Source organism: Olleya sp. KKT75 (genome assembly GCF_055635485.1).
This window is the reverse complement of sequence record NZ_CM145759.1, coordinates 958,203-983,036: the sequence shown is the minus strand read 5'-3', so window position 1 is coordinate 983,036 and position 24,834 is coordinate 958,203. Positions and strand designations below refer to the sequence as shown.

Sequence of the window (24,834 nt, the reverse complement as noted above, 5' to 3'; positions counted from 1 at the left end):
AGCATCTCAAATTTGAGGTGCTTTTTTAATTGTTATAAACTCTAATAACACTTCCGTTAACTTCAACAAAATAAGGTTTTAATGCAAATTGCCCAGAGGTTCCATCAAATGGTGCTCCGTCTACAATGTTATAAGAATTTCCATCTTCGCAGTTACAGGTAGCAGTAATACCAGATACCGTTAATTTAGAGCAAGTGGAAGGGACGTGGTTAGGATCGGTAATTTCAAAAGCAGTGTACATATTGTTACCAATATTATAAATTACAATACCTTTATAGCCAAAACCGTTAAGTACTAAGTGGTTGCTAGGAAACTGTAAGGAGTTGTATTGTGGTAGTGTTGTATTTATTGAATTTAGAGTGTCAAATGCAATATTGGGGATAAAGTTATTAGTATCATTATCGTCATTTTTTTGACAAGAGGTAACTAATACAAAGCAGAATATTATTGTAGCTATAGACCTTAACATATAAATTTAATAATTTTTTAGGATTGCAATTTACAACAATTACAATGTTGAGTTAAATATTTTGTATATTTGTAATGCAAAATCTCGTGTCGACGAGATTTTTGTGTTTAGCGCTAAATTGTTTTAGCGCCTTTTTATTTAAACGAAAAAAATATGAGTAAAGTATCTTATTATACAGCAGAAGGATTAAAAAAGTTGCGTGAAGAGTTAAAGCAACTTAAGGATGTAGAGCGTGTTAAAGCATCAAGAGCTATTGCGGAAGCAAGAGATAAAGGTGATTTAAGTGAAAATGCCGAATATGATGCAGCTAAAGAAGCGCAAGGTATGCTAGAAATGCGTATTGCTAAATTAGAAGATCAAATGGCAGGAGCACGTGTTATTGACGAGTCTCAAATGGATACGTCAAAAATATTGGTCTTATCAAAAGTAAAAATCAAAAACCAAACTAATGGAATGGAGATGAATTATACTTTGGTGGCCGATGGTGAAGCAGACTTAGCAGCAGGAAAAATATCTGTAAACAGTCCTATTGGTAAAGGTTTACTTGGTAAAACTGTTGGGGACGTTGCAGAAATACAAGTGCCAAACGGTATTATTAAATTTGATATTGTCGAAATAAGTAGATAAATAAATGGTATTTTATTTCGCTTAAGCTGAAAACCATTTCAAATAAAAAAGATTCCTGTTTTTGTACAAAGCAGGAATCTTTTTTTATCTTTAAATCATATACAAATAATTATGGCATCCATTTTTACAAAAATAGTTAACGGAGAAATCCCTTATTATAAAGTAGCAGAAACTGAAGATTTTTTAGCCTTTTTGGATGTTAATCCAAATGCTAAAGGACATACGTTATGTATTCCTAAAAAGGAAGTGAATAAAATTTTTGATTTAGACGAAGCAGCATATATTGGTTTAATGCAATTTTCAAGAAAGGTCGCTATAGCTTTAGAAAAAACAGTGCCTTGTAAGCGTGTTGGTGTAAGTGTTATTGGTTTAGAAGTGCCTCATGTACATGTGCATTTAATACCATTAAACACAATGGAGGATGCTAGATTTATTAATAAAGTAACATTAGAAAAGGAGACTTTTGAAGCTTTGGCTAAAGCAATAAGTGCCAACCTATAGTTTATAGACCACAAGTCCTATTACTGCTGTAATTACAGCTATACCTGCAATAATTAAGATCCAAAACAAACTTTTATATTTTTTAGATGCTTTTTTAGGCTGAAAAGCCTTCATTTGGTATTCAAAAACGCGTTCGATATCGTCCGTCCATCTTGCTGGATAAATAGGCGTATTGCAAACGGTACAATTCATTTCAGTACTGACCTCTTGGGTAATGCTTTTGTAAAAAGAAGTTTCAATAAAACGTTGCTTAAATGTTAATTGCAACCCTTTAGTGCTAAAGCACTCAGGACAATTGTTATTTAAATTAACTGTTTTTATTGTTATTAATCTTTCTGCCATCTATATCGTTTTTAAGCTAATTTGCATCGTTGTTCCTTTTCCTTTTTCAGAATTTAGAACTTTAATGCGACCATCATGGAAATCTTCTACGATTCGTTTTGCCAATGATAAGCCAAGTCCCCAACCGCGTCTTTTAGTTGTGTAACCGGGGTCAAAGATAGTGTTAAATTCGTTTTTACTTATCCCTTTTCCGGTATCTGTTACAGTAATTTTTACTTGTTGTTCAAGTTGTGATATAGTAACCTGTAAATCACCTTTTCCCTTCATGGCATCAATAGCATTTTTAACTAAATTTTCAATAGTCCAGCTATATAATTGCTTATTTAAATTGACGTAAATAGGGTGTTCCGGGATTTTGAGGCTAAAATTGACTAGTTTTGAGGACCTTGTTTTTAGATAATCATAGGCTTCTTGAGTTTCGGCTATAATATCCGATTTTTCTAACGTTGGAAGTGATCCTATTTTGCTAAAACGCTCGGTAATAGTTTGCAAGCGATGGATGTCTTTTTCAATTTCTTTAATATATTCAGGATTGGTGTCTTCACTTTTTAAAATTTCTGTCCAACCCATTAAAGAAGATAAAGGAGTTCCAATTTGATGTGCAGTTTCTTTAGCCATTCCTGACCATAATTTATTTTGTGTTGCAATTTTTGAACTACGATAAAAAAAGTAAACTACAGCTCCAAATAAAACGATGATTAATAATAATGCTAATGGGTAGTATTTTAATTTATTTAATAGTGGCGAGTTACCGTAATACAAGGTCCCAATAGATTCTTCGCTATTAGAGTCGTTATTAAAGTAAGATAATGGTATTGGGTTATTTTCTTCTTGATATTGTTGTTGTCTTTTTTTTAAAAAAGAAGTCACGTTTCTAATACCTGTAGTATCTAAGTTTTTTAAACTTTGAAAGTCGCCTTCAGGAGACACTAGTATCATTGGTGTTGTTGAGGTGGAATCCGTAATTATAAAAGAAGTTACATTATTGACTTCACTATTAATATCATTAAAACTGTTTAGAAAATCACTTTGTGCGTATGACCATGTTTCCATTTTACGGCGTTCTTCTGCTTTAAATTTTTGAAAAAACACATAGGTATTCCACAAAATTAAAGAGATAATGGCAAACGAAGCAATGATAATAATCCAGCGGATTAGTTGGCGATGTTTTGTAAAAAACATGATGGTTAATTTTTGTTGTTAATATAATGCAATTCTGTTAATAATATTGTGATGGTTGGTCAGTAATTACCTTTTAGTTGGTAAACAGATTATGTATTTTTGCTAAAATCAAACAGACAACTATGTTATCTTTTACTCCACAAGAATTTTCAACAGCTAAATTACATGGGTATTTACTAAGTGCTGTAGCACCTAGACCAATTGCATTTGCTAGTACTATTGATGCAGATGGTAATCCTAATTTATCGCCTTTTAGTTTTTTTAATGTCTTTAGTGCAAACCCTCCAATTTTAATCTTTTCGCCAGCAAGACGTGTAAGAGATAATACAACTAAGCACACTTTGGAAAATGCCGAGTTAACTAAAGAAGTTGTTATTAATGTTGTAAATTATGATATTGTACAGCAGATGTCTTTGAGTAGCACAGAGTATGCTGAAGGTGTTAATGAGTTTGATAAAGCTGGTTTAACGATGTTAAAGTCGGATTTGGTAAAACCGTTTAGAGTGGCTGAAAGCCCAGTGCAAATGGAGTGTAAAGTTAACGAGATTGTTAAATTAGGTACAGAAGGTGGTGCTGGAAATTTAATTATTTGCGAAGTTGTCAAAATGCACGTTTCAGAAGATGTTTTAGATGAAAATGGTGCAATTGACCAAGTCAAGCTTGATTTAGTATCTAGAGCTGGTGGTAGTTTTTATAGTAGAGCAAAATCTGGGTTTTTCGAAATTCCAAAACCGCTATCAACATTAGGTATTGGTGTTGATGCATTACCAAAAGAGATTAGAGAAAGTGCGGTTTTAACAGGGAATAATTTGGGTCTTTTAGGGAATGTTGAAAACTTACCTGAGGAAAAAAGCATTCAGGCTTTTAAAAACCAACATAATTTAAGTTCTTTGTCCAGAGAACAGAAACATGAAAAAGCAAAGTCTTTTTTAAGCTTTAGTGATGTAGATAGTGCTTGGAAAGTGTTATTATCGTAAGTTTGCGATACCAAAATAGACGAATATTTAATAATTATATAGAAAATGGAAGTACAAGGAAAAGTTAAGCTAGTAGGAGAAACTCAAAGTTTTGGTAGCAACGGATTTAGAAAAAGAGAGTTAGTAGTAACTACAGAAGAACAATATCCTCAACATATTTTAGTAGAGTTTGTTCAAGATAAATGTGATTTATTAAACAATTACCAAGTTGGACAAGATGTAAAAGTAAACATCAACTTACGTGGTAGAGAGTGGGTTAATCCTCAAGGAGAAACTAAATATTTTAACTCGATCCAAGGATGGAGAATTGAAGGTGTACAAGCTGGAGCAGCACCTCAGGGTATGCCAGAAGTGCCACCTGCACAAGCTTTTGAGCCTGCAAAAGATGTTAAGTCTGAAGATCATGACGATTTACCTTTCTAGTAAAAACAATGCTGTTTTGGCAGCGTAATTATATAAAACCTCAATACAATAGTGTTGAGGTTTTTTTATTTTAGACCTTTTCCTTATTTTTCGATAAACAAAACCTGTAATGGATTTTTTAAATAGTAATCTTTCTTTTCCTGATGTGTCCCATGCTACCGAAGATGGTTTGCTAGCTGTTGGAGGTGATTTAAGTGCCCAACGTTTATTGCTAGCCTATCAAAAAGGAATTTTTCCTTGGTTTGAAGACGATAATACTATTATGTGGTGGTCTCCAGATCCTAGATTTGTTTTATTTCCGGAAGCATTGAAAGTCTCTAAAAGCATGAGGCAAGTATTACGTAACTCAGATTTTGAAGTTACAGTTAATACAAGTTTTGATTCGGTAATTAAGGCATGCGCAGCAGCTAAAAGAATAGGTCAAGAGGACACATGGATTACCAAAGGGATGATTGATGCATACACCAAATTACACCATTTAGGATATGCTAAATCTATAGAGGTTTGGTTAAATAAAGAATTGGTAGGCGGTTTATATGGTGTGGATCTTGGTAATGGTGTGTTTTGCGGAGAAAGTATGTTTGCTACAGTTAGCAATGCTAGTAAAGTGGGCTTTATAAGTTTTGTACAGAATACCAATTACAAGCTTATTGATTGCCAAGTATATACTAATCACCTTGAAAGTTTAGGTGCGGAGGATATACCTAGAGCTCAGTTTTTGGAGTATTTAGTTTAAACTTCGTTATATCTAAAGCAACCCACTTCGTGATCGTTTACCATACCAACAGCTTGCATAAAAGCATAAATTACTGTGGATCCCACAAACTTAAAACCACGCTTTTTTAAATCCTTACTTAAGGCATCACTTAAAGCTGTATTTGCTGGCGCATTTTTATAATAATCTATAGTGTTTTTAATAGGCTTATTATCTACAAAAGCCCATAAGTACTTGCTAAAACTTCCAAATTCTTTTTGGATGTCCATAAATAATTGAGCATTTGTTATTGTTGCATTTACTTTTAACTTGTTTCTTATAATGCCTGCGTTTTGTAATAACTGAGCTTTTTTGTCTTCATTATAATTTGCTATTTTTTTGCAATCAAACTGGTCAAATGCATCAAAAAAATTATTTCGTTTGCGTAAAATAGTAATCCAACTAAGTCCTGCTTGAAAAGTTTCTAGAATTAAAAATTCAAATAGTGTGGCGTCATCATGGACAGGATTACCCCATTCGTTATCGTGGTAAGCCTCATAAAGTTCATCTCCAACACACCAACCGCATTTATGTTTTGTCATTTTTATTGATTTTAAAATTAAGTATTATCGCTATAATTAAACCGATAATAAGTGCCCGTTTTAAACTACCATAAAAGTTACACTCCGTTGTTAATTACCCTTCAAACTATTGTGGTAATATTTAAAACAAGCCAACCAGTAAAATAGGTCATTTAAATAGTTACTTTTAGTTGCTTATTTATTTTCAATGTAAGGTTTTTAATTAATTACTACTAATGTAACAACAGTAACTTAAAAATCATAATAGTTACTGTATTTTTGTACTATGGAAACACTTAAAGACACAATTATCAAACAAATTATACAAGACGGTTTAGATAATAGCATGAGCTATACTGAGTATAGAGAATTAGTTTCGACTTTAGTCGAAAAAAACGCTAATACAGGTCATGAAGTGACGGAGGCATTAGCTAACTATACCATGCTTAATAATAAGCGTATGAAGCGTTGGGATAAAACAATTAAGGTTGGTGAGGCTGTTTCAGATGCTATAAAACACAAGAGTATTAATCAAACTTGGATTATTATTACAGAAAGTTGGTGTGGAGACGCTGCACATGTAATGCCTGTAATTAATAAAATAGCAGCGCTTAATGACGGTATTGATTTTAGAGTGGTTTTAAGAGATCAAAACGAAACTTTAATGGATCAGTTTTTAACTAATGGTTCTAGGTCTATTGCTAAGCTAATAATGTTAGATGCGGACTCTAAAGAGGTTCTTGGGACTTACGGTCCTAGACCAAGTACGGCAACTGCTTTAGTAAATGACTATAAAGTGCAGCATGGTGGCTTAACACCAGAGTTTAAAGAAGAATTACAGCATTGGTACAATAAGGATAAAGGTCAAACTGTTATTGCAGATTTATTGCCTTTAATGGGGTAATTATACACTGTATTATTTATATAATAAAAGCCTCTCTTAATTTAAGAGAGGCTTTTTTATTAATACGTTTACTTACTAGCTATTTATACTATTTTCCTTTAAATTCAAAAGTTATAGATCCAATTTGTTTTGCTTTATTGGAGGTGTTAAATTTGGCTTCTTTTGCATATTGCAATGCATGTTCTTGCAAACATAAGTTGCTTGAAGTCGAAGCGTTATTGACGTAAGTATCGATAACATTACCGCTTTTATTAACTATGATATTAATTACTATTTTACCTTCTGCATTACATAAATAGACAGGGATAGGTAATGAAACATCAGTACGTCCTTTTAAAGAAAAATACACACTACTATTTGTGTTTGCAACATTACTTTGTTTGGCACTTTTATTTTGAGATTGCTTATTTAGCAGCTCATTTACGCTATTAAAACTAGTTAAGGTTTGTTCTGATATAGCAGCGTTTCCATTACTTTTTTCTGAAGAAGCATCACTTTTAGGACTGTTTTTGTATGTCTCTAGTTTAGGGTTTGTATAATCTTCAGGTGGTGCAATAGGTTTATAGGCTTGCGAATAATGTTTGTAGTTTTCTGACGTGTTATAGGCCTTATTAGTTGCTTTGGGATTGTTTTTTAATATAATGTCTTCAGGTTCATCAGGAATACTAACGTCTTCAATAACCTCTAGTTGATATAGTGTTTCAGCTACAGCTGTACTTCTCTTATAAGCACCTATATTTAATACAGAAAGTACCAGAGTACCTGTAATTAATAAAGTTATAGCTAATGCTTTTTGAGAATTATTTAAAGTCATTAATGGCAAACTATTAAAATAACGGTTATGCTATTTAGTGATATATATACGTTTATAAAACGCGAAAAGACTAGTGTTAGTCCTTTTTTGGGAGATTTTTAATAAAATCCTCAATGGATAATCCTTCTTTTACATCAAAGGCACCAATTTTTGTGCGTCGTAAAGACGATAAGTGTCCTCCAGAATTTAACGCTTTTCCAAAATCGTTAGCTAAGGATCGTATATAGGTTCCTTTGCTACAAACAACTCTAAAATCTATATTTAAGCCATCAATGTTTGTGATTTCAAATGTTTCAATTGTAATTTTTCTGGACGGTATCTCTACGGTTTCGCCAGCTCGAGCATATTCGTATAAACGTTTCCCTTCTTTTTTTAATGCAGAAAAGATAGGTGGGAATTGGTCAATTTCTCCCGTAAACTGTTTCGTTGTTTGGTGGATTAATTCCTCAGTAATATGTTCTGTTTCAAACGTATTATCAACCTCGGTCTCTAAATCGTAAGATGGTGTTGTGCTTCCTAAAACAATAGTTCCGGTATATTCTTTAATTTGACCTTGAAAAGTATCTATTTGTTTGGTCATTTTACCCGTGCAAATGACTAGTAATCCTGTTGCTAACGGATCTAAAGTTCCGGCATGTCCAACTTTTATTTTTTTAATATTAAAAGCTTGTCGGATTTCCCAACGTAATTTATTTACGGCTTGAAAAGAAGTCCAATTTAAAGGTTTGTCTATTAATAATACTTGTCCAGCTTGGTAGTCGTCTCCAGTCATAACTTAATTTAAAATCGAAAATGATATAGCAATAACACCAACAATAGCACAGTAAATAGCAAAATAAGATAACTTGCTTTTTTTAACTAGACTAATCATCCAAGTACAAGCAAATAAACCGGCTACAAATGCAGCAATAAAACCAGCAGATAATGCAGTTATATTTTGATTTTCAAAATTTAGATCACCACCTAAGATGTCTTTTGCTATTTTTCCAAAAATTAACGGAACAACCATTAAAAAGGAAAAACGAGCAGCTTTAGTTTTATCGTTTCCTAGTAGTACAGATGTAGATATAGTAGCGCCACTTCTAGAAATACCCGGTAACATAGCAATTGCTTGAGATACACCTATTATAAAGGCATTTTTAAAAGAGACGTTTTTATTAGTGTTTTTGGCTTTGTCTGCAAAAAATAATAAGACAGCAGTAACTATAAGCATACAACCTACTAAAAGGATGTTTCCACCAAAAAGTTGCTCTAATTGTTCTTCAAAAAACAGACCGACTAATGCAGCCGGAATCATTGAGATTACAATTTTTGTTACAAATTTAGTATCGTCATTCCATTTAAAAGATAAAAACCCTTTTATGATTTCTAAAATGTCTTTTCTGAAAATAACAATGGTACTTAATGCAGTTGCAAAATGAAGTATCACAGTAAATAGTAAGCTTTCTTCGGGGATACTAGTATCTCCTAAAATTGCTTTACCAATTTCTAAATGACCACTTGAAGATACAGGGAGAAACTCTGTTAGTCCTTGTATAATACCTAATATAATTGAATCTAAAATATCCATGTGGCAAAAGTATTAAAATACTATGACCAATTGATAATTTGAAGTTATAATTTATTGTTGAAAATAAAGTTTAAAATAGCAAGACTTACTTAACCCTTTTTAGGTTTAGACAATATAGCATAGACCTGTATACCAAAGCCAATAATAACTAAAGCAGGTGCTAGACGTATACGTCTCCAGCTAAAAATAGCATCACTAAATACATTAGGATCATCACTACCACCGCCAGACATTAAAATAAAGCCTAAAGCAATTGTGCCTAAGCCAATAAACATGAATTTATAGTTGTGTTTACCAAAGATTGGTTGTGAACTCACAATAATTTTATCGTTTTCAGTGTCTTGTCTCAAGGTCGTAATGTTATTAATTTACTACAAATTTAAACTTTTTAATTTAATCGTAAATAAATTTAGCTTGCTGTTTTTTTAAAGTCACCTGATCTGTTTGTGCGACTTTATTTTCAAATTTTGGTTTTACTGATGCTAAATAAGCAACAATTGCAACCATACCTATTAATACAAATGTGATTCGTTTCATAATCATTAGTTTTAGATTAAATAATCAATTAAAGTATTAGTTGGTCAATAGCGATGTGTTTTTCGGTTAAGTAAATATAACGTGCTTAAGTGTGAAGTATTGTTAATGCTTTAGTTAAACTGTGTTAAATTAATACAGTTGGTCTGTCTTTAGATTTAAAAAACGTTGTGTCGCAAAATGTGTGCTTATCCAAGTTATAATAATACCTAAGAAGAAAATTATTAAAAATAATCCGCCTATTAAAACTGGACTTTGGCGAAGGTTTAACTCAGGAAACGCTTGATCTACATAAAAAACAATAAACCCTAAACCTAATAATGCAATCACTGCACCTAGGACACCAAGTTTTATGCTTTTCCATACAAAAGGACGACGTATAAAGCGCTTAGTTGCACCTACCATTTGCATGGTTTTAATTGTAAATCGTTTGGCGTAAACAGATAATCTAATAGAACTATTAATAAGTAGTACCGCAATTAAAGTAAAAATAGCACTTAGTAATAATACCCAGAAGCTTATTTTTTTAACGCGACTATTCATTAAGGTTACTAAGTCTTTGTCATATCTAACTTCTTCTACAAAACCTTTTTCTAAAGCAGTTTCAGCCAATTCTTCCAATTTATCAGCAGTAACAAAATCGGCTTTAAGATTAACATCAATATTATTCTGTAAAGGATTAAAGCCTAAAAACGCCATAAAATCTTCACCATTTTCAGCTTTCATAGATTCTGCTGCTTGCTCTTTAGAGATATATACAGTGGATTTTACGTAATCAGCTAGTGCTAAACTTTTTTCAAGTTGCTTGACTTCGATCTCTTTGGCATTGTCTTTTAAATAAATAGTAACCGTTACTTGCTCTTTAAACAAGTCGGCAACCTTTTTCGCGTTAAGCACTAAAAGCCCTAGTATACCTAGTAAAAATAATACTAAAGCAATACTTAATACGACTGAGAAGTAAGACGAAATTAATCTACGTTTTTGATATCTTTCAAAAGAAGAGCTCATAAATTGATGTTAGTTTATAATGTAAAAATATAAAAGAAAAATGAAACCTATTCATATAATCTATAATTACAACGTCAAACTTTTAATAGTCTTATAATAAGTTTAAATTTGTTGCTTAATAAAGCGGAAAAACACAAAAATGCAATACCATTTTAACGACATCGAAGCCAAATGGCAAAAATATTGGGCAGAAAACCAAACGTTTAAAGCCTCAAATAATAGCGACAAGCCTAAATATTATGTTTTGGACATGTTTCCTTATCCATCTGGAGCGGGATTACACGTAGGACATCCATTAGGTTATATTGCTAGTGATATTTATGCACGTTACAAGCGCCATAAAGGTTTTAATGTTTTGCATCCACAAGGTTATGATAGCTTTGGTTTACCTGCAGAACAATATGCTATCCAAACGGGTCAGCATCCTGCAATTACAACAGAAACTAATATAAAAACCTACAGAAGACAATTAGATCAAATTGGTTTTTCTTTTGACTGGAGTCGTGAGGTCCGTACATCAACACCTGAATATTACAAATGGACACAATGGATTTTTATTCAACTATTTGAGTCTTGGTATAATAACGATTCTAATAAGGCTGAAGAAATATCGACCTTAGTAGCTAAATTTTCTGCGGAAGGAAATACTAATGTAAATGCTGTTTGTGATGATAATATCGAGTCTTTTTCTGCGGAACAATGGAACGCTTTTGATTCTAAAAAACAACAAGAAATACTATTACACTATAGGCTAACATATTTAGCCGAAACAGAAGTAAATTGGTGTCCTGCATTAGGAACGGTTTTAGCAAATGACGAAATAGTAAACGGAGTGTCAGAACGTGGTGGTCATACTGTAATGCGTAAAAAAATGACGCAGTGGAGTATGCGTATTTCTGCTTACGCAGAACGTTTGCTGCAAGGATTAGATACTATAGATTGGACAGACTCGCTTAAAGAAAGCCAACGTAATTGGATTGGAAAATCTGTTGGTGCATCAGTCACTTTTAATGTTATTCCAAATGTCACTCTGAGCGCAGCCGAAGAGTCTTTAAAAATTGATGTTTTTACAACAAGACCAGACACCATTTTTGGTGTAAGTTTTATGACATTGGCTCCAGAGCATGAGTTAGTGCAAACCATTACTACACCAGAACAAAAAGCGGAGGTTGAAGCTTATGTTTTAGCTACTGCAAAACGCAGCGAACGCGATCGTATGGCAGATGTAAAGACCATTTCTGGTGCATTTACAGGCGCTTACGCAGAACATCCATTTAGTAAAGAGCCCATTCCAATTTGGATTGGAGATTATGTTTTAGCAGGTTATGGTACAGGAGCAGTAATGTCTGTCCCTTGTGGTGACCAACGTGATTACGACTTTGCAAAGCATTTTAATATCGCGATTCCAAATGTATTTGAAGGTGCTGATATTTCTGAAGAAGCTTTCGCCTCTAAGGATAATGTGGTTATTGCAAACAGTGATTTCCTTAACGGAATGAACTATAAAAAAGCATCAAAACGTGCTATTTACGATTTGGAGCAAATGGGGCAAGGTGAAGGAAAAACAAATTATAGATTACGTGATGCTGTGTTTTCTAGACAACGTTATTGGGGAGAACCTTTTCCAGTATACTACGTCAACGGGATGCCACAAATGATTGATAAAGCACATTTACCAATTACATTGCCAGAAGTAGAAAAATATTTACCAACCGAAACCGGAGAGCCACCATTAGGTCGTGCAGATGTTTGGGCTTGGGATACCAATACAAATACAGTTGTACCAAATGTCAACCTGAGCGCAGTCGAAGGTGAGGATAACGGGATTTACCCTTTAGAACTAAACACCATGCCAGGTTGGGCAGGAAGCTCATGGTATTTCTTTAGTTATATGGAAGAAAAGGCCAAAAGAGGTGAAGACTTTGCTAGTCAAGATGCACTTAACTATTGGGAAAATGTAGATTTGTACATAGGAGGTAGTGAGCATGCCACAGGACATTTATTATACTCTCGTTTTTGGACTAAGTTTTTAAAAGATAGAGCATTTGTTGGAGTAGATGAGCCTTTCAAAAAATTGATCAATCAAGGAATGATACTTGGGACTAGTGCTTTTGTTTACAAACAATTGTTTTCACATGGAGTTGATAACAGCGGTGAGGTTATTGATTTTATAGAAGAAATAAAAGATTCAATACTAGTTTCAGAAAGGTTTACTAAAGATTTTAATGTTAATGATAAAATTGATTCATTGACAAATGAAGAACTTACTAAGGAGATTTATGATTTTGTGAATACGACATCAAATTTCTTGAAAAATAAATATCCAAACAAAACTGAAATAATTGATTCATTAAAGTTTGGTTTCCAAAGGATGCATGTTGATGTTTCCTTAATCAATTCATCTAATGAATTAGATATTGAAGGTTTTAAAAGGCATCCTTTGTATTCTGATTATAAAAATGCTGACTTCATTAAAGAAGATGGTGTTTATAGAGTTGGTCGAGAAGTCGAAAAAATGTCTAAATCCAAATATAATGTAGTTAATCCAGATCAAATTGTAAAAGATTATGGAGCAGATAGTTTACGTCTTTACGAAATGTTTTTAGGACCATTAGAACAAGCTAAACCTTGGAATACCGCAGGGATTACTGGTGTACATGGTTTCTTGAAAAAACTATGGAAGTTATACGTTGGAGAAGCTGGGTTAATTGTAAACGATGCAACACCAACAAAAGACAACTTAAAAACGTTACATAAAACAATAAAAAAGGTACAGGAAGATATTGAGAATTTCTCTTTTAATACGTCGGTATCTACATTTATGATTGCTGTTAATGAGTTGACTGCGCAAAAATGTACAAGTAAAGCCATCTTAGAACCTTTATTGGTGTTATTATCGCCGTATGCACCACATATTACTGAAGAATTATTCAGTCAATTAGGTAACGAAGGATCAATTGCTACTGCACCATTTCCAATATTTGAGGCAAGTCATTTAGTAGAAAGCAGTAAGAATTATCCAATTTCGTTTAACGGAAAAATGCGTTTTACGTTAGAGTTGCCAATGGATATGTCTAAAGACGAAATTGAAAAAACAGTCATGGCTCATGAAAAAACAATTGCACAATTAGAAGGTCGTACTCCTAAAAAAGTAATTGTTGTTCCTGGTAAGATTGTAAATATTGTAGGGTAATTAGGAGGCAAACTTCATTGCGAGGCACGAAGCAATCTAATTATTGAGATAACTAATAATAAGACAAGTAAGAGTAATCAGGTCACGTCAGTTCGAGTGATATGTTTTTTTAGCATTTTGATCGAGAACTAACATAGTAACACAATTTCAAAATAATAAAAACCTACAAATCATGAAAAATATTAGTTTAGTTTTAGCCTTGTTTTTATGCTTAGCATGTAACAAAAAAGAAGAAGTAAAAGTTGTTGAAATGTCTTGCGGACAATGCCAATTTGGGTTAACATCGGAAGACGGTTGTAGTCTAGCAGTACGATTTGATGACAAGGCTTATTTTGTTGATGGTGCAGCTATCGATGATTTTGGTGATGCACACGCTGAAGGTACTGGTTTTTGCGAGGTGATTAGAAAAGCTGAGGTTACAGGTGCTGTGGTGGATGATCGTTTTCAAGCGACTGCTGTTAACATGTTAGATTAATTTTTTAAGGATTGCGTGGTGCTCTATATTATAAAAAAAGCATCTCGATACAATTTGCTCATGCCTCACAAATCACTCGATGTGACGTTGTGTTTATCGGTGTGTTAGTTTGGTAGTTATTGTTTCTAACGATGTGCTTAGGGTTTGAATTGCTATATAAGTAGGCAATGAGACACGTAAGCAGTTCTCGTCAGTTCGAGTGAAATGCTTTTGTGGCATTTTGTATCGAGAACTATTTTAAGGACATCTCGATACAATTTGCTCATGCCTCACAAATCACTCGATGTGACGTTGTGTTTATCGGTGTGTTAGTTTGGTAGTTATTGTTTCTAACGATGTGCTTAGGGTTTGAAATGCTATATAAGTAGGCAATGAGACACGTAAGAGTAAGCAGTTCTCGTCAGTATGAGTGAAATGCTTTTGTGGCATTTTGTATCGAGAACTATTTTAAGGACATATCGATACAATTTGCTCGTACTTCACAAACCACTCGATGTGACGTTGTGTTTGTCTAAGTTTAAATTGTGTAAAGCGATTTAATATTTTAAAAAATATACCAAATAGTATTAGATAATGATAGAGAGGTAATAGTCTTTATTAAAAACAAAAAAAAAACGCTTGCAGCAATGCAAGCGTTTTTTTGTTTCTATTTTAATTAATAGTGTCTTATTCTTTTTCTAAATCCAATTCGTCTTCGTCATTGACTTCAACCTTAGGTTCTGGTTTTGGTAACGTTTTAAAATACGTTTCAAAAGCTTTGAAGTCGTAAGGTTTTTTGATTATTTTTTTGTCTTTATCTAAAACAAAATAACTTGGCGTTGCTTTTACGTTATAGTTGTCACCAATTGGGTTGTCCCATTTTCCTTCACCAAATACATGATAAAATTCAGGAAACTTGTAAGTCATATCTTTCCATCTGTAACGGTCTTCATCTAAAGCAATAGCAATAACTTTTAATTGTCCTTTATCTAATGTTTTAACTAGTTTATGTAATTCTGGAATTTCGTCTAAACAATGAGAACACGTTGTACTCCAGAAAACAACTAAGTAGTTGTTAGCTTCGTCTAAATCATGCATTTTTTTAGCGGTAGCAGCACCTTCTTCATCATAAATAATGATTTCAAAATCTTGTCCTACATTTCCAACTGATGCATTTTTAAAATATGTTAGTTCTTTTACTAATTCATTATCATTAGTTTGCCTAGCAATATCTAATAGGTAAGTGTTTGCAATGTGGTTAGCTACAGGCTCAATTTCTTCTACTGCAAATTGGTTCCATAAAATTTCTAATATGATTTTCTTTACTTTACTATTGTTACCAATAGCTTTTTCTACCGTATTGATATTGTTGATATAGGATACATTTTTATCATCGTTATCTATAAAATTGAATACGTAATTTAAAGTCGCTTCAATTAAGAAGTTTGAATTTTGAAGTACTGGATTTCCAAAATTGATATGGCTGAAATAAGCTTTTTTAGCATTCTCAGTAAATGTTTTAGCATCAATTAATTGTTGAGGTGCGTAAGGTTGACTAGCAGTAATAAAATTAAGTACTAGTTTGCCTTCTGCTGCTTTTTCAAATTCTGTTTGTGTATTTAAAAGTATTTGGATGATCTTTTTGAAATCCTTTTCTTTTTTTCCACCTGAGCCATAAAATGTATTTAAGCTTTGTCCGATCATAGACATGCTATTATTATAAGAGGTCCAAAGTTTATTTTCTTCAGACGTTACAAATTCTAGACCTTTATCTAAATCAAAAGTTAACTCGATATCTTCATTGTTATAAAGAAAATCAAAGTTGTATTCGTCTTGAGGTTGCGCGTAAACAATACGGTAAGTTCCTGGTGCTTGCGTCTTTTTTAATTCAAAAACAAAGCTTCCGTCTTCTGCAATATCTGCATTGTCTACAAAAATTGAAGTGTCAGCAGTTACTTGGTACAGGAATGCAAACTTAAACTGCTCAGCTGGAGTAAATGTTCCTTTTATTGTGTTTTGTGCAACTATAAAACTAGGCACTATAGCTAATAAAAAAAGTATTTTTTTATACATTATTAATGGGTTTTCTATTATGATTTCAAAAACTATTCCAAAATTGGTTCTAAAGCATTTAATGCCTTTTTTACAGATTTGATGTTGTCAAAGGTAAGTAATAATCGCAAACCATTTCTAGTCTGCTTCTCTTTCATTTTACATGATTTTGGATGCGTTTGCACGTATTTTAGAAGCTTAGTAAAATTAGGACTCTGGTAAAAACTACTTTGTTGGTCATTTATAAAGTAGCTAATTAACTTGCCTTGTTTCATTATTACTTTTTCCATACCTAATTTAGTTGCGATCCATTTAATGCGGACACTATCAATTAAGTCTATAACCTGAATTGGTAATTCTCCAAAACGGTCTAAAAGCTGCTTTTCAAATTCGGCTAATTCAGCCTCAGTTTTAAAGTTGTTTAGTTGCGTGTAAAGGTTTAGACGTTCTGCGATGTTATTTACATAATCATCAGGGAAAAGTAGTTCAAAGTCTGTATCTATGGTAATATCCTTTACATATTCTTTGTTTTCTAAAGGCTCGTTATATAAATCTTTAAATTCATTTTCTTTAAGCTCTTCAATTGCTTCATTTAATATCTTTTGATACGTATCAAAACCAATCTCGTTTATAAATCCACTTTGTTCTCCTCCCAATAAATCTCCTGCACCACGTATTTCTAAATCTTTCATGGCAATATTAAAACCGCTACCTAGTTCTGTAAATTGTTCTAAAGCTTGGATACGTTTTCTGGCATCGTCGGTCATTGCCGAGTATTCTGGTGTTATAAAATAACAAAAGGCTTTTTTGTTACTACGCCCAACACGTCCACGCATTTGGTGTAAATCACTTAGCCCAAAATTATTGGCGTTATTAATAAAAATGGTATTTGCATTTGGTACATCCAATCCACTTTCTATAATAGTTGTACTAACTAAAACGTCAAATTCTCCATCCATAAAACCAAGCATTAAACTTTCTAGTTTTTTACCTTCTAATTGTCCATGTCCAATACCTATTTTGGCATCGGGCACTAAACGTTGAATCATACCGGCAACTTCTTTTATGTTCTCGATACGATTATGAATAAAAAAGATTTGTCCACCACGCTCAATCTCATAGCTTACAGCATCTCTAATGGCTTCTTCTGTAAATCGTATAACATTACTTTCTATTGGGTAACGGTTTGGCGGAGGTGTTGTGATAACGGATAAATCTCTTGCGGCCATTAAACTAAACTGTAATGTTCTAGGTATTGGTGTTGCTGTAAGTGTTAGTACGTCTACGTTGTCTTTTAATGTTTTTAGTTTTTCTTTTACTGCGACTCCAAACTTTTGCTCTTCGTCAACAATTAAAAGTCCTAAATCTTTGAATTTTACATTTTTACTTGCAAGTTGGTGTGTTCCGATAATAATATCAACGTGCCCTTTTTCTAGCTTTTCTAAAGTTTCTTTTTTCTGTTTAGCTGTTCTAAAACGGTTGACATAATCTACAGTTACTGGAAGGTCTTTTAAACGTTCTGTAAATGTTTTGTGATGCTGAAATGCCAAAATGGTTGTAGGTACTAATACGGCTACTTGTTTACCATTATCTACTGCTTTAAAGGCTGCACGTATGGCAACTTCTGTTTTTCCGAAACCAACATCCCCACAAATAAGACGGTCCATTGGACGCTCACTCTCCATGTCTACTTTTATGTCCGCAGTTGCAGTTATTTGATCAGGTGTGTCTTCATACAAGAATGACGCTTCCAATTCGTGTTGTAAATAGCTATCGGGTTTATATTGATATCCTTTTTCTAGTTTACGTTTAGCATATAGTTTGATAAGATTAAATGCGACGTGTTTTACTCTAGATTTAGTCTTTTCTTTAAGTACTTTCCATGCTTTACTACCTAATTTATAGACTTTAGGCGGTTTACCATCTTTACCATTAAATTTGGTTATTTTGTGCAAGGAATGGATGCTTAAATATAATACGTCGCGTTCTCCGTATACTAATTTTATAGCTTCTTGTTTTTTGCCTTCTACATCTATTTTTTGAAGTCCACCAAATTTTCCTATTCCGTGATCGATGTGTGTAACATAATCTCCAATATCTAAATTTGTTAGATCTTTAAGAGTAATGGCTTGTTTTTTAGCATAACCATTTTTAACATGAAACTTGTGGTAGCGTTCAAAAATTTGATGATCTGTATAGACTACAATTTTATTGTCATGATCTACAAAACCTTGGTATAATGAAAGTGTTACCGTTTGATAATGTACATTTTGATCTACGTCATCAAAGATGTCATGAAAACGTTTGGCTTGCTGCTCACTAACGCAAGCGATATAATTGGTGTAATCGTTATTATGATTACTGTTTAGATTGTCTATTAATAAATTGAATTGTTTATTAAAAGTAGGTTGTGGCGAGGTGTTATGTACAATTGTTTCTGTTGGATTAAAAACAGGATACGAACCAAATTCCACTATTGTAAAATCTAATAATTGTTTTTTTAGTTCTGCTGCATTACAGAATAACTCTGATGGTTTAGCGTGTTTTATATCTTGATTAAGTTTTACAAAAGCTGTAATGGCTTTGTCAAAAAAGTCGTCTACACGATCAAAAGTTAAATCAAAGTTTTTACCAAAGACTACTGTTTTTTGAGCGATGTAGTTTAAAAAACTTTGTCTGGACTCGTCCATTAACTTATTGGCGACATTGGGTATGACGCTTATTTTTTTTATTTGCTCCGTGGATAATTGTGTTTCTACGTCAAAAGTCCTGATACTATCAACTTCGTCTCCAAAAAACTCTATACGGTAAGGCTCATCATGGCTAAAAGAAAAGACATCTACTATTCCTCCACGTACAGAAAACTCGCCAGGTTCTGTTACAAAATCGACACGTTTAAATTTGTAGTCAAAAAGAATTTCGTTTACAAAGTCTATAGACAGGCTATCGTTTACATTTATTTTTAATGTGTTACGTTCTAACTCTTTTCTGGTGACTACTTTTTCAAATAAGGCATCAGGATAGGTTACAATTATAGCAGGTTTTTTGCGCGAGTTGATTCTGTTTAGTACTTCTGCACGTAGTAATACATTGGCATTATCCGTTTCTTCTATTTGATAAGGTCTACGGTAACTACCTGGGTAAAACAGGACGTCTGTTTTGTTAATTAGCTGTTCTAGATCGTTTAGGTAAAATGCGGCTTCCTCTTTATCATTAAAAATAAGTAAAAACGGGAGTTGTGTATTTTTAAAAGTTTGAGTGATTATGTAGGATAGGGAAGAGCCTACTAATCCTTTTAAATGCGTTTTACTTTGGGTTTGGGATATAGCAGTTTGCAGTTTTTGCAATTGCAAAGACTGTAAATAGGTCTGCGAGATTAAGGTTTTACTCACTTAACTTTAGTTTGTGCAAATATAAGCATTGCATAAATTAATAGCTTTTAGATTTGAAAATTTTAACTTTTATACGTCTATATTAGTTAACGCGTTAAGGATGGAGTGGTCTGTCTGAGCTCCTCGCAGAGAGCGAGCCACGAGAGCCTGGTTTTTTGCACCTAATAAAAAGGTGCAAAATAAACGCCCAAAAAAAGAAACTTTTAATTTTAAAAGGTGTGCGGTTTAACTATATTTGCAGTCTAAAATTAAACATAAAAGTATGTCATTTTCAGATTTATTCGATAGTGGGTTTAAAAAGCGTAATGAGGATCATTTTGCTGCAATTGTACGTGTAGCCATGAGTGATGGTGTGATTAGTGAGGCTGAGAAAGCGTTTTTAGATCGTTTAGCCCGTAATTTAGATATTAGCGAAGAAGAATATAAGCAGATATTGGTTGACTATAAAGAGCACCCAATTAACCCTCCAACATCTTACGATCAGCGTTTAGAACGTTTATATGATTTGTCAAGAATGGTTTGGGCTGATCATATTGAAGGACCAAAGCAAACTGCTATTTTAGAGCGTTTGTGTGTTGGTTTAGGATTTAAATCTGGTAATGCACAGTATGTGACGCATAAAGCGTTAGAGTTGGTGCATGAAGGTGTTGATTTAGATACTTTTACGGATGAGATTAAAACAATGAACAGATAATAAGATTCTGTTTTATAGTTATAAAAAAAAGCGAACTTTTCAGTTCGCTTTTTTTTATTTTAAGTATTCTTCAATTTTTGACATTAGGGCTTCTTCGTCAAATGGTTTTTTAATGACATCATTAATACCGGCTTTTTTATAACGTTTTAAATCATCTTTAAAAACTCTAGCGGTTAAGGCTATTACGGGCACTTTTTTATGCTCGCGTTCTGGCATTTTTCTAATTAGTTTAGTGATCTCGTCACCATAACTATTTGGTAATTTAATATCCATTAATACTAAATCAAATTCAGAGCTTTCTATTCTTGGTATCACGTCTTCTCCTCTAGTTACTATGTCTAAGAAGTAATTACCTTTGGAGGCTAGTATTTTAAGAATTGATAATTGTGTGATTTCAGAATCTTCTACTAATAAGATGCTGTATTTTTTGTCAGATTTTGGTTTTGAAACGGTTTCTTTCTTTTTCTTTTTAATTTTGTAGTTAAAGTCTAACTTAAAATTAATGTTAGTGGAAAACGTACTACCTTCTCCGGGTGTAGAGTCTACATTAATCACACTATGCGATAGGCTTACTAAATGTTTTGAGATAGCTAATCCTAAACCTGCCCCTTTATTATGTACTTGACTACTGTTAATTTGAGAAAAACTAGTAAAGATATCTTCTAGATGATCTTTTTCCATACCAATTCCGGTATCTTTTATCTGAAAATGAACGTTTGCTTTTTGTGCTCTTATTTGGTTAAGTGATACATTAAAAGTAACGGTTCCTACTTCTGTAAATTTAATAGCGTTTTCTAACAGGTTACTTAGTACTTGTCTTAGTCGTAGCGTATCACCACCCACTACTGCAGGAAGGTTGTCGTTAAAATTAGTTATTAATTCTATTCCTTTTTGTTGTGCTTTTACTTTAAATACTTTTTCTATATCTTCTAGTAGCTCTCTTAAATTAAAAGGATTAATTACTAATTCTAGCCGTCCTGCTTCAATTTTAGAGATGTCTAATATATCTTCTATTAATTGTTTTAAATAGTTAGAAGAGGAGTCTATTACTTTTAGGTAATTAAGTTGCTCTACATTTAAGTTAGTCTTTTTTAGTATATCAGAAAAGGTTAGTATACCTGTTAATGGGTCTCTTAACTCATGACTAAAATTAGCAATAAATGCGTTTTTAAAGGCTTCTTTTTCTTGTAGATAATTGTTTTTTAACTCTAGTATTTGCGAGTTTATAACGGACTCATTTCTTACTTGAGCTGTAGTTTGGTAATTATTATAATGTATTGTCAAGTCTAAAATGACAATCATTGGTAATTGTTTTCCATCAAATGTTTTAACAATAATATCTGTTATTATTGTCTCATTATTTGGATTGGTTAAATGTATACAAGAAAAGACGTGTGTTTGATCTATATCTTGTAATGCACTGTGTACACTTTCAAAAAACGGATGTACTGTAGCTATGTTTTGACCAACTAAATCAGCGAAAATGATATCGTCAGATTCTTTTACGGTTCCGTCTAAATCAACAATTATATATTGATTTACAGATTGCGAGTATTCTTTTTTATATTTTTCTAACATTATTTAGTGGCGTCTTTAATTAAAGCTTGCGCTAAATTAGAAAAAACATCTTCAACATTTTTCCCTGACTTGGCACTTGTGTAAAAATCGACAAAACGTCCAAAAACATCCTTGTTTTGTTTAATAAAGTCGTTTGTAACTAAATCTTTCTTGTTTCCAATAACACGTAATGGTATTTTTGGGTAGCGATCCTTAATGTAATCTAGATCAAACTCTAACTTCTCATACGTAGCTGGTCTAGTCATGTCAAAAACATAAATAAAACCATTAGTACCCATAAGGTAAGATGCTCTGGTATTAGTAATGTCGTCATTACCTTCTAAATCCCAAATTACTAGTGTGATGTCATCGTTAGTTTTTGGAAGATTTACTTCTTTTTTTAAGACGTGTACACCAATGGTTACTTTGTAGTCTTCACTAAAGGTGTCTTCTACAAATCGTCTAATTAATGAAGATTTACCTACACCAAAGTGACCTATTAAAACTATTTTTTTAGATATTTTCATTGTCAAAGTAATCTTTTAGTTTAGTGCTGAAAACCTCACTATCGTTTAAATCTGTTTTGTTTATTATATTCTGAGCAAAGTCAAGAAGTTTGTCTTCAAGCTTGCTTCTGTAAGTAGCAGTAAATGCTCCAGAAATAGCTACTGCAATGTAATACTTTGAGAAGTTTTGTAAATGTATATGGTAGTTTTCATACTCTATATATTCCAAATTTTGGACGTCTGTAGTAAACGCATCTTCTGCAAAACTTTTAATAGCTGTTAGCATACCAGCAACGGTATCTTGATCTATGTTTTCGGTTTTTGAATATTCTGAAACTATTAATCCAGAACCGCTTTCAATAACCATTATTTGTTCGATTTTTGACTTAAATTGATCTTGAATCAATAAGTCGCCTTCTGATACACCTGATTTTTTAGACCTAAACTTTCGCATAAACCCTTTAAAAGAAAAGGTGCTGCTTAAACTTTTGTTTATGTTTTCTGAAAGTATTTGAATCTCTTTCTGCACATATTTTTTAATCATTTTACCCATAATTGGATATAATGCTTCAACTACTGCGTCTTGAGAGGTTTTTATTTCTTCTTTAAGTGCTTCTGTAATTGTAGGTCCTAATGTTGAGGGCATTTCTTTTACAAACTGTTTTAGTTTTTGCTCAAGAATGGGGTCAATATGTTTTGATAAATTACTATGTTCAGTGATTAATTCTTCAAGCGCTTTAATCTTATCTTCTAATCCTGAAGCGTACTCGTGCTCATCTTTAAGCAAGATGTCTCTAAGTATTTTTAATTTATCGTCTTGATTCATGCGTAAATCAAGATTTTATTGACTTATTTTTTCGCCTAATTTGGTAAAAAGTTCACCCAATAGTTTTCGGTCAACCTTTTTTTCGTTTAACGCATCTGCTTTATCTTCAAAACTATTCTCTAATTCTGTAATTCTGATATTAATATCAGTGCTAAGATTGTCAATGTTTTGTAATAACTCAGACTTTACGTCGTCCATTAATGCTTCTAATTCTTGCTTCTTAGTAAGAATGTCTTTTTTTAGTGTTTCAAACTCACTATCGTAAGCTTGCATGTTTTCACCAAAAATAAGTTGCTTGATTGCATCTATTTTTGAAGTTGCTTCTGTAGATGATTGCATGGTTTCGTCCTTAAATTTGTCTGTTTTTGCCATTAGGATAATTTAAGTATCAAAAGTAGCAAAAAAATAGACATAATAGCATTTAATCAGTGTTTTGCATGAATTCTTCTGCTTTCAGGACCATATTTTTGCTTCCGCAGAAAAAAGGCACTCTTTGATGCAGTTCTGAAGGCTCAATATCCATGATGCGTTTAAAACCATCACTAGCTTTCCCGTTTGCTTGTTCTGCAAGGTAGGCCATAGGATTACACTCGTAAAGTAAACGTAGTTTTCCGTCTTGATTTTTTGAACTTTTAGGATACATATAAATACCACCTTTAATCATATTTCTATGAAAATCTGAAACTAGAGATCCAATATACCTTGAAGTATATGGCCTGTCGTTTTCTTCCATTTGGCAATATTTGATGTAATTTTTTACGCCTTGTGGAAAATGTGTGTAGTTACCTTCGTTTACAGAATAAATGTTTCCGTCTTCTGGAAACTCCATGTCTGGATGTGATAAGTAAAATGTACCAATTGCTGGGTTTAGTGTAAATCCATTAACGCCATGTCCAGTAGTATAAACTAACATTGTTGATGTTCCGTACACAACATAACCTGCTGCTACTTGTTGGTTACCTGGTTGTAAAAAGTCTTCGATAGTTACAGGTGTTCCTACTGGAGTAACACGTCTATAAATAGAAAAAATTGTACCAACTGAAACGTTTACATCAATATTAGAAGACCCATCTAATGGATCAATTAATACAATATATTTATTTTGGTTGTTGTCATCTTGACTGTTAATTGTAATAAAATCATCCTCTTCTTCACTTGCAATACCGCACACAATGTTACGATTTGTAAGTGTTTGTATAAATTTATCGTTGGCATAAACATCCAGTTTTTGTTGATCTTCACCTTGGATGTTTGTGTCTCCTGCTGCACCAATTATATCAACTAGACCAGCTTTGTTAACTTCATGGTTTACAACCTTGGCAGCTAAACGAATAGAATTTATTAAACGAGATAATTCTCCAGAAGTAAATTTGAAAGACGCTTGGTTTTCAATAATAAATTCTCCTAAAGTTTGATTTTTCTTAGACATGGGTAGTAGTTGTGTTTATTTGTACAAATATCGCATTTTTTAACAATTATAACGTTGTAGTCTATCAAATTTTGGTTTAAGAAATTTTCTTAAAGTATATTTGAG

The 24,834-nt window shown here is 32.7% G+C and carries 26 protein-coding genes; 9 read left to right on the top strand and 17 right to left on the bottom strand.

All coding sequences use genetic code 11. The annotated features are described in order from the left end of the window. Positions 1-25 precede the first annotated feature (25 nt). Positions 26-469, bottom strand: a complete 444-nt coding sequence (locus tag ACZ2G2_RS04430) for a hypothetical protein (protein ID WP_090838282.1) — start codon at positions 467-469, stop codon at positions 26-28. A 153-nt stretch (positions 470-622) separates the two neighbouring features. Between ACZ2G2_RS04430 and greA the strand changes: the two genes are divergently transcribed. Both greA and ACZ2G2_RS04420 read left to right on the top strand, forming a co-directional pair. Beyond that, the gene (gene greA, locus ACZ2G2_RS04425; RefSeq protein WP_090838280.1) at positions 623-1,096 is read left to right on the top strand and encodes a transcription elongation factor GreA; all 474 of its coding nucleotides are present in this window, start codon (positions 623-625) and stop codon (positions 1,094-1,096) included. Between the two features lie 111 nt (positions 1,097-1,207). Beyond that, positions 1,208-1,597, top strand: coding sequence for an HIT family protein (locus ACZ2G2_RS04420; RefSeq protein WP_470394180.1), 390 nt, complete (start codon positions 1,208-1,210; stop codon positions 1,595-1,597). On the opposite strand, the gene ACZ2G2_RS04415 is transcribed toward ACZ2G2_RS04420, so the two are convergent. Continuing rightward, the gene (locus ACZ2G2_RS04415) at positions 1,592-1,939 is read right to left on the bottom strand and encodes a hypothetical protein (RefSeq protein ID WP_470394179.1); all 348 of its coding nucleotides are present in this window, start codon (positions 1,937-1,939) and stop codon (positions 1,592-1,594) included. The two genes, ACZ2G2_RS04420 and ACZ2G2_RS04415, sit on opposite strands and share 6 nt — an antisense overlap. Next, on the bottom strand, positions 1,940-3,121 hold the full coding sequence (locus ACZ2G2_RS04410; protein WP_090838274.1) for a sensor histidine kinase: 1,182 nt from the start codon (positions 3,119-3,121) through the stop codon (positions 1,940-1,942). 122 nt (positions 3,122-3,243) lie between these two features. Here ACZ2G2_RS04410 and ACZ2G2_RS04405 point away from each other — a divergent pair, with 122 nt between their 5' ends. The 3 genes from ACZ2G2_RS04405 (at position 3,244) to aat (ending at position 5,257) form a co-directional block, all read left to right on the top strand. After that, entirely contained in the window at positions 3,244-4,098 is an 855-nt protein-coding gene (locus ACZ2G2_RS04405) for a flavin reductase family protein (protein WP_470394177.1), read from the top strand. A 45-nt stretch (positions 4,099-4,143) separates the two neighbouring features. After that, positions 4,144-4,521 (top strand): DUF3127 domain-containing protein, encoded by a 378-nt coding sequence (locus tag ACZ2G2_RS04400; RefSeq protein ID WP_090838270.1) that lies wholly within the window; start codon positions 4,144-4,146, stop codon positions 4,519-4,521. 109 nt (positions 4,522-4,630) lie between these two features. Then, positions 4,631-5,257 carry a leucyl/phenylalanyl-tRNA--protein transferase gene (gene aat, locus ACZ2G2_RS04395; RefSeq protein ID WP_282069227.1) on the top strand — a complete coding sequence of 209 codons (627 nt, stop codon included), beginning with the start codon at positions 4,631-4,633 and terminating at the stop codon, positions 5,255-5,257. On the opposite strand, the gene ACZ2G2_RS04390 is transcribed toward aat, so the two are convergent. Beyond that, positions 5,254-5,817: a DNA-3-methyladenine glycosylase I gene (locus ACZ2G2_RS04390; RefSeq protein WP_470394175.1), complete on the bottom strand. Its 564-nt coding sequence runs from the start codon at positions 5,815-5,817 to the stop codon at positions 5,254-5,256. The genes aat and ACZ2G2_RS04390 overlap by 4 nt on opposite strands. A gap of 265 nt (positions 5,818-6,082) precedes the next feature. Between ACZ2G2_RS04390 and ACZ2G2_RS04385 the strand changes: the two genes are divergently transcribed. Next, positions 6,083-6,700 carry a thioredoxin family protein gene (locus ACZ2G2_RS04385; protein ID WP_470394173.1) on the top strand — a complete coding sequence of 206 codons (618 nt, stop codon included), beginning with the start codon at positions 6,083-6,085 and terminating at the stop codon, positions 6,698-6,700. 88 nt (positions 6,701-6,788) lie between these two features. On the opposite strand, the gene ACZ2G2_RS04380 is transcribed toward ACZ2G2_RS04385, so the two are convergent. From ACZ2G2_RS04380 to ACZ2G2_RS04355, 6 genes are all read right to left on the bottom strand, one after another. Beyond that, a complete protein-coding gene (locus ACZ2G2_RS04380; RefSeq protein WP_470394172.1) occupies positions 6,789-7,514 on the bottom strand; it encodes a hypothetical protein in 726 nt (241 codons plus the stop codon). A 76-nt stretch (positions 7,515-7,590) separates the two neighbouring features. After that, positions 7,591-8,286, bottom strand: coding sequence for a tRNA pseudouridine(55) synthase TruB (truB, locus tag ACZ2G2_RS04375; RefSeq protein WP_282069224.1), 696 nt, complete (start codon positions 8,284-8,286; stop codon positions 7,591-7,593). 3 nt (positions 8,287-8,289) lie between these two features. After that, positions 8,290-9,084 (bottom strand): undecaprenyl-diphosphate phosphatase, encoded by a 795-nt coding sequence (locus tag ACZ2G2_RS04370; RefSeq protein ID WP_090838259.1) that lies wholly within the window; start codon positions 9,082-9,084, stop codon positions 8,290-8,292. Between the two features lie 89 nt (positions 9,085-9,173). After that, positions 9,174-9,401, bottom strand: a complete 228-nt coding sequence (locus tag ACZ2G2_RS04365; protein ID WP_262497400.1) for a DUF3098 domain-containing protein — start codon at positions 9,399-9,401, stop codon at positions 9,174-9,176. Positions 9,402-9,477: 76 nt separating this feature from the next. After that, a complete protein-coding gene (locus ACZ2G2_RS04360; protein ID WP_157823479.1) occupies positions 9,478-9,621 on the bottom strand; it encodes a hypothetical protein in 144 nt (47 codons plus the stop codon). Between the two features lie 129 nt (positions 9,622-9,750). Beyond that, the gene (locus ACZ2G2_RS04355) at positions 9,751-10,626 is read right to left on the bottom strand and encodes a cell division protein FtsX (RefSeq protein ID WP_101204186.1); all 876 of its coding nucleotides are present in this window, start codon (positions 10,624-10,626) and stop codon (positions 9,751-9,753) included. 139 nt (positions 10,627-10,765) lie between these two features. Between ACZ2G2_RS04355 and ACZ2G2_RS04350 the strand changes: the two genes are divergently transcribed. Beyond that, on the top strand, positions 10,766-13,819 hold the full coding sequence (locus ACZ2G2_RS04350; RefSeq protein WP_470394170.1) for a leucine--tRNA ligase: 3,054 nt from the start codon (positions 10,766-10,768) through the stop codon (positions 13,817-13,819). 172 nt (positions 13,820-13,991) lie between these two features. Continuing rightward, a complete protein-coding gene (locus ACZ2G2_RS04345; RefSeq protein WP_470394168.1) occupies positions 13,992-14,294 on the top strand; it encodes a DUF6370 family protein in 303 nt (100 codons plus the stop codon). A 666-nt stretch (positions 14,295-14,960) separates the two neighbouring features. Here ACZ2G2_RS04345 and ACZ2G2_RS04340 read toward each other — a convergent pair. Both ACZ2G2_RS04340 and mfd read right to left on the bottom strand, forming a co-directional pair. Then, positions 14,961-16,346 (bottom strand): TlpA family protein disulfide reductase, encoded by a 1,386-nt coding sequence (locus ACZ2G2_RS04340; protein WP_470394166.1) that lies wholly within the window; start codon positions 16,344-16,346, stop codon positions 14,961-14,963. Positions 16,347-16,378: 32 nt separating this feature from the next. Beyond that, a complete protein-coding gene (gene mfd, locus ACZ2G2_RS04335; RefSeq protein ID WP_470394164.1) occupies positions 16,379-19,717 on the bottom strand; it encodes a transcription-repair coupling factor in 3,339 nt (1,112 codons plus the stop codon). A gap of 262 nt (positions 19,718-19,979) precedes the next feature. Between mfd and ACZ2G2_RS04330 the strand changes: the two genes are divergently transcribed. Further along, complete coding sequence (locus tag ACZ2G2_RS04330) at positions 19,980-20,411, top strand: tellurite resistance TerB family protein (protein WP_470394162.1); 432 nt, start codon at positions 19,980-19,982, stop codon at positions 20,409-20,411. A gap of 54 nt (positions 20,412-20,465) precedes the next feature. Here the strand turns inward: ACZ2G2_RS04330 and ACZ2G2_RS04325 are convergent, their stop codons facing one another. The 5 genes from ACZ2G2_RS04325 to fbp are packed head-to-tail and all read right to left on the bottom strand — an operon-like array spanning position 20,466 to position 24,729. Next, positions 20,466-21,989 carry an ATP-binding protein gene (locus ACZ2G2_RS04325; protein ID WP_470394160.1) on the bottom strand — a complete coding sequence of 508 codons (1,524 nt, stop codon included), beginning with the start codon at positions 21,987-21,989 and terminating at the stop codon, positions 20,466-20,468. Continuing rightward, positions 21,989-22,495 (bottom strand): Rab family GTPase, encoded by a 507-nt coding sequence (locus tag ACZ2G2_RS04320; protein ID WP_470394159.1) that lies wholly within the window; start codon positions 22,493-22,495, stop codon positions 21,989-21,991. Before ACZ2G2_RS04320 ends, ACZ2G2_RS04325 begins: the two co-directional genes overlap by 1 nt. Then, positions 22,482-23,300 (bottom strand): cell envelope biogenesis protein OmpA, encoded by an 819-nt coding sequence (locus tag ACZ2G2_RS04315; protein WP_470394157.1) that lies wholly within the window; start codon positions 23,298-23,300, stop codon positions 22,482-22,484. Before ACZ2G2_RS04315 ends, ACZ2G2_RS04320 begins: the two co-directional genes overlap by 14 nt. Before the next feature lie 15 nt (positions 23,301-23,315). Next, a complete protein-coding gene (locus ACZ2G2_RS04310) occupies positions 23,316-23,672 on the bottom strand; it encodes a fructose 1,6-bisphosphatase (protein WP_090838239.1) in 357 nt (118 codons plus the stop codon). 49 nt (positions 23,673-23,721) lie between these two features. After that, positions 23,722-24,729, bottom strand: coding sequence for a class 1 fructose-bisphosphatase (gene fbp / locus ACZ2G2_RS04305; protein WP_090838237.1), 1,008 nt, complete (start codon positions 24,727-24,729; stop codon positions 23,722-23,724). Between the last annotated feature and the right edge of the window lie 105 nt (positions 24,730-24,834).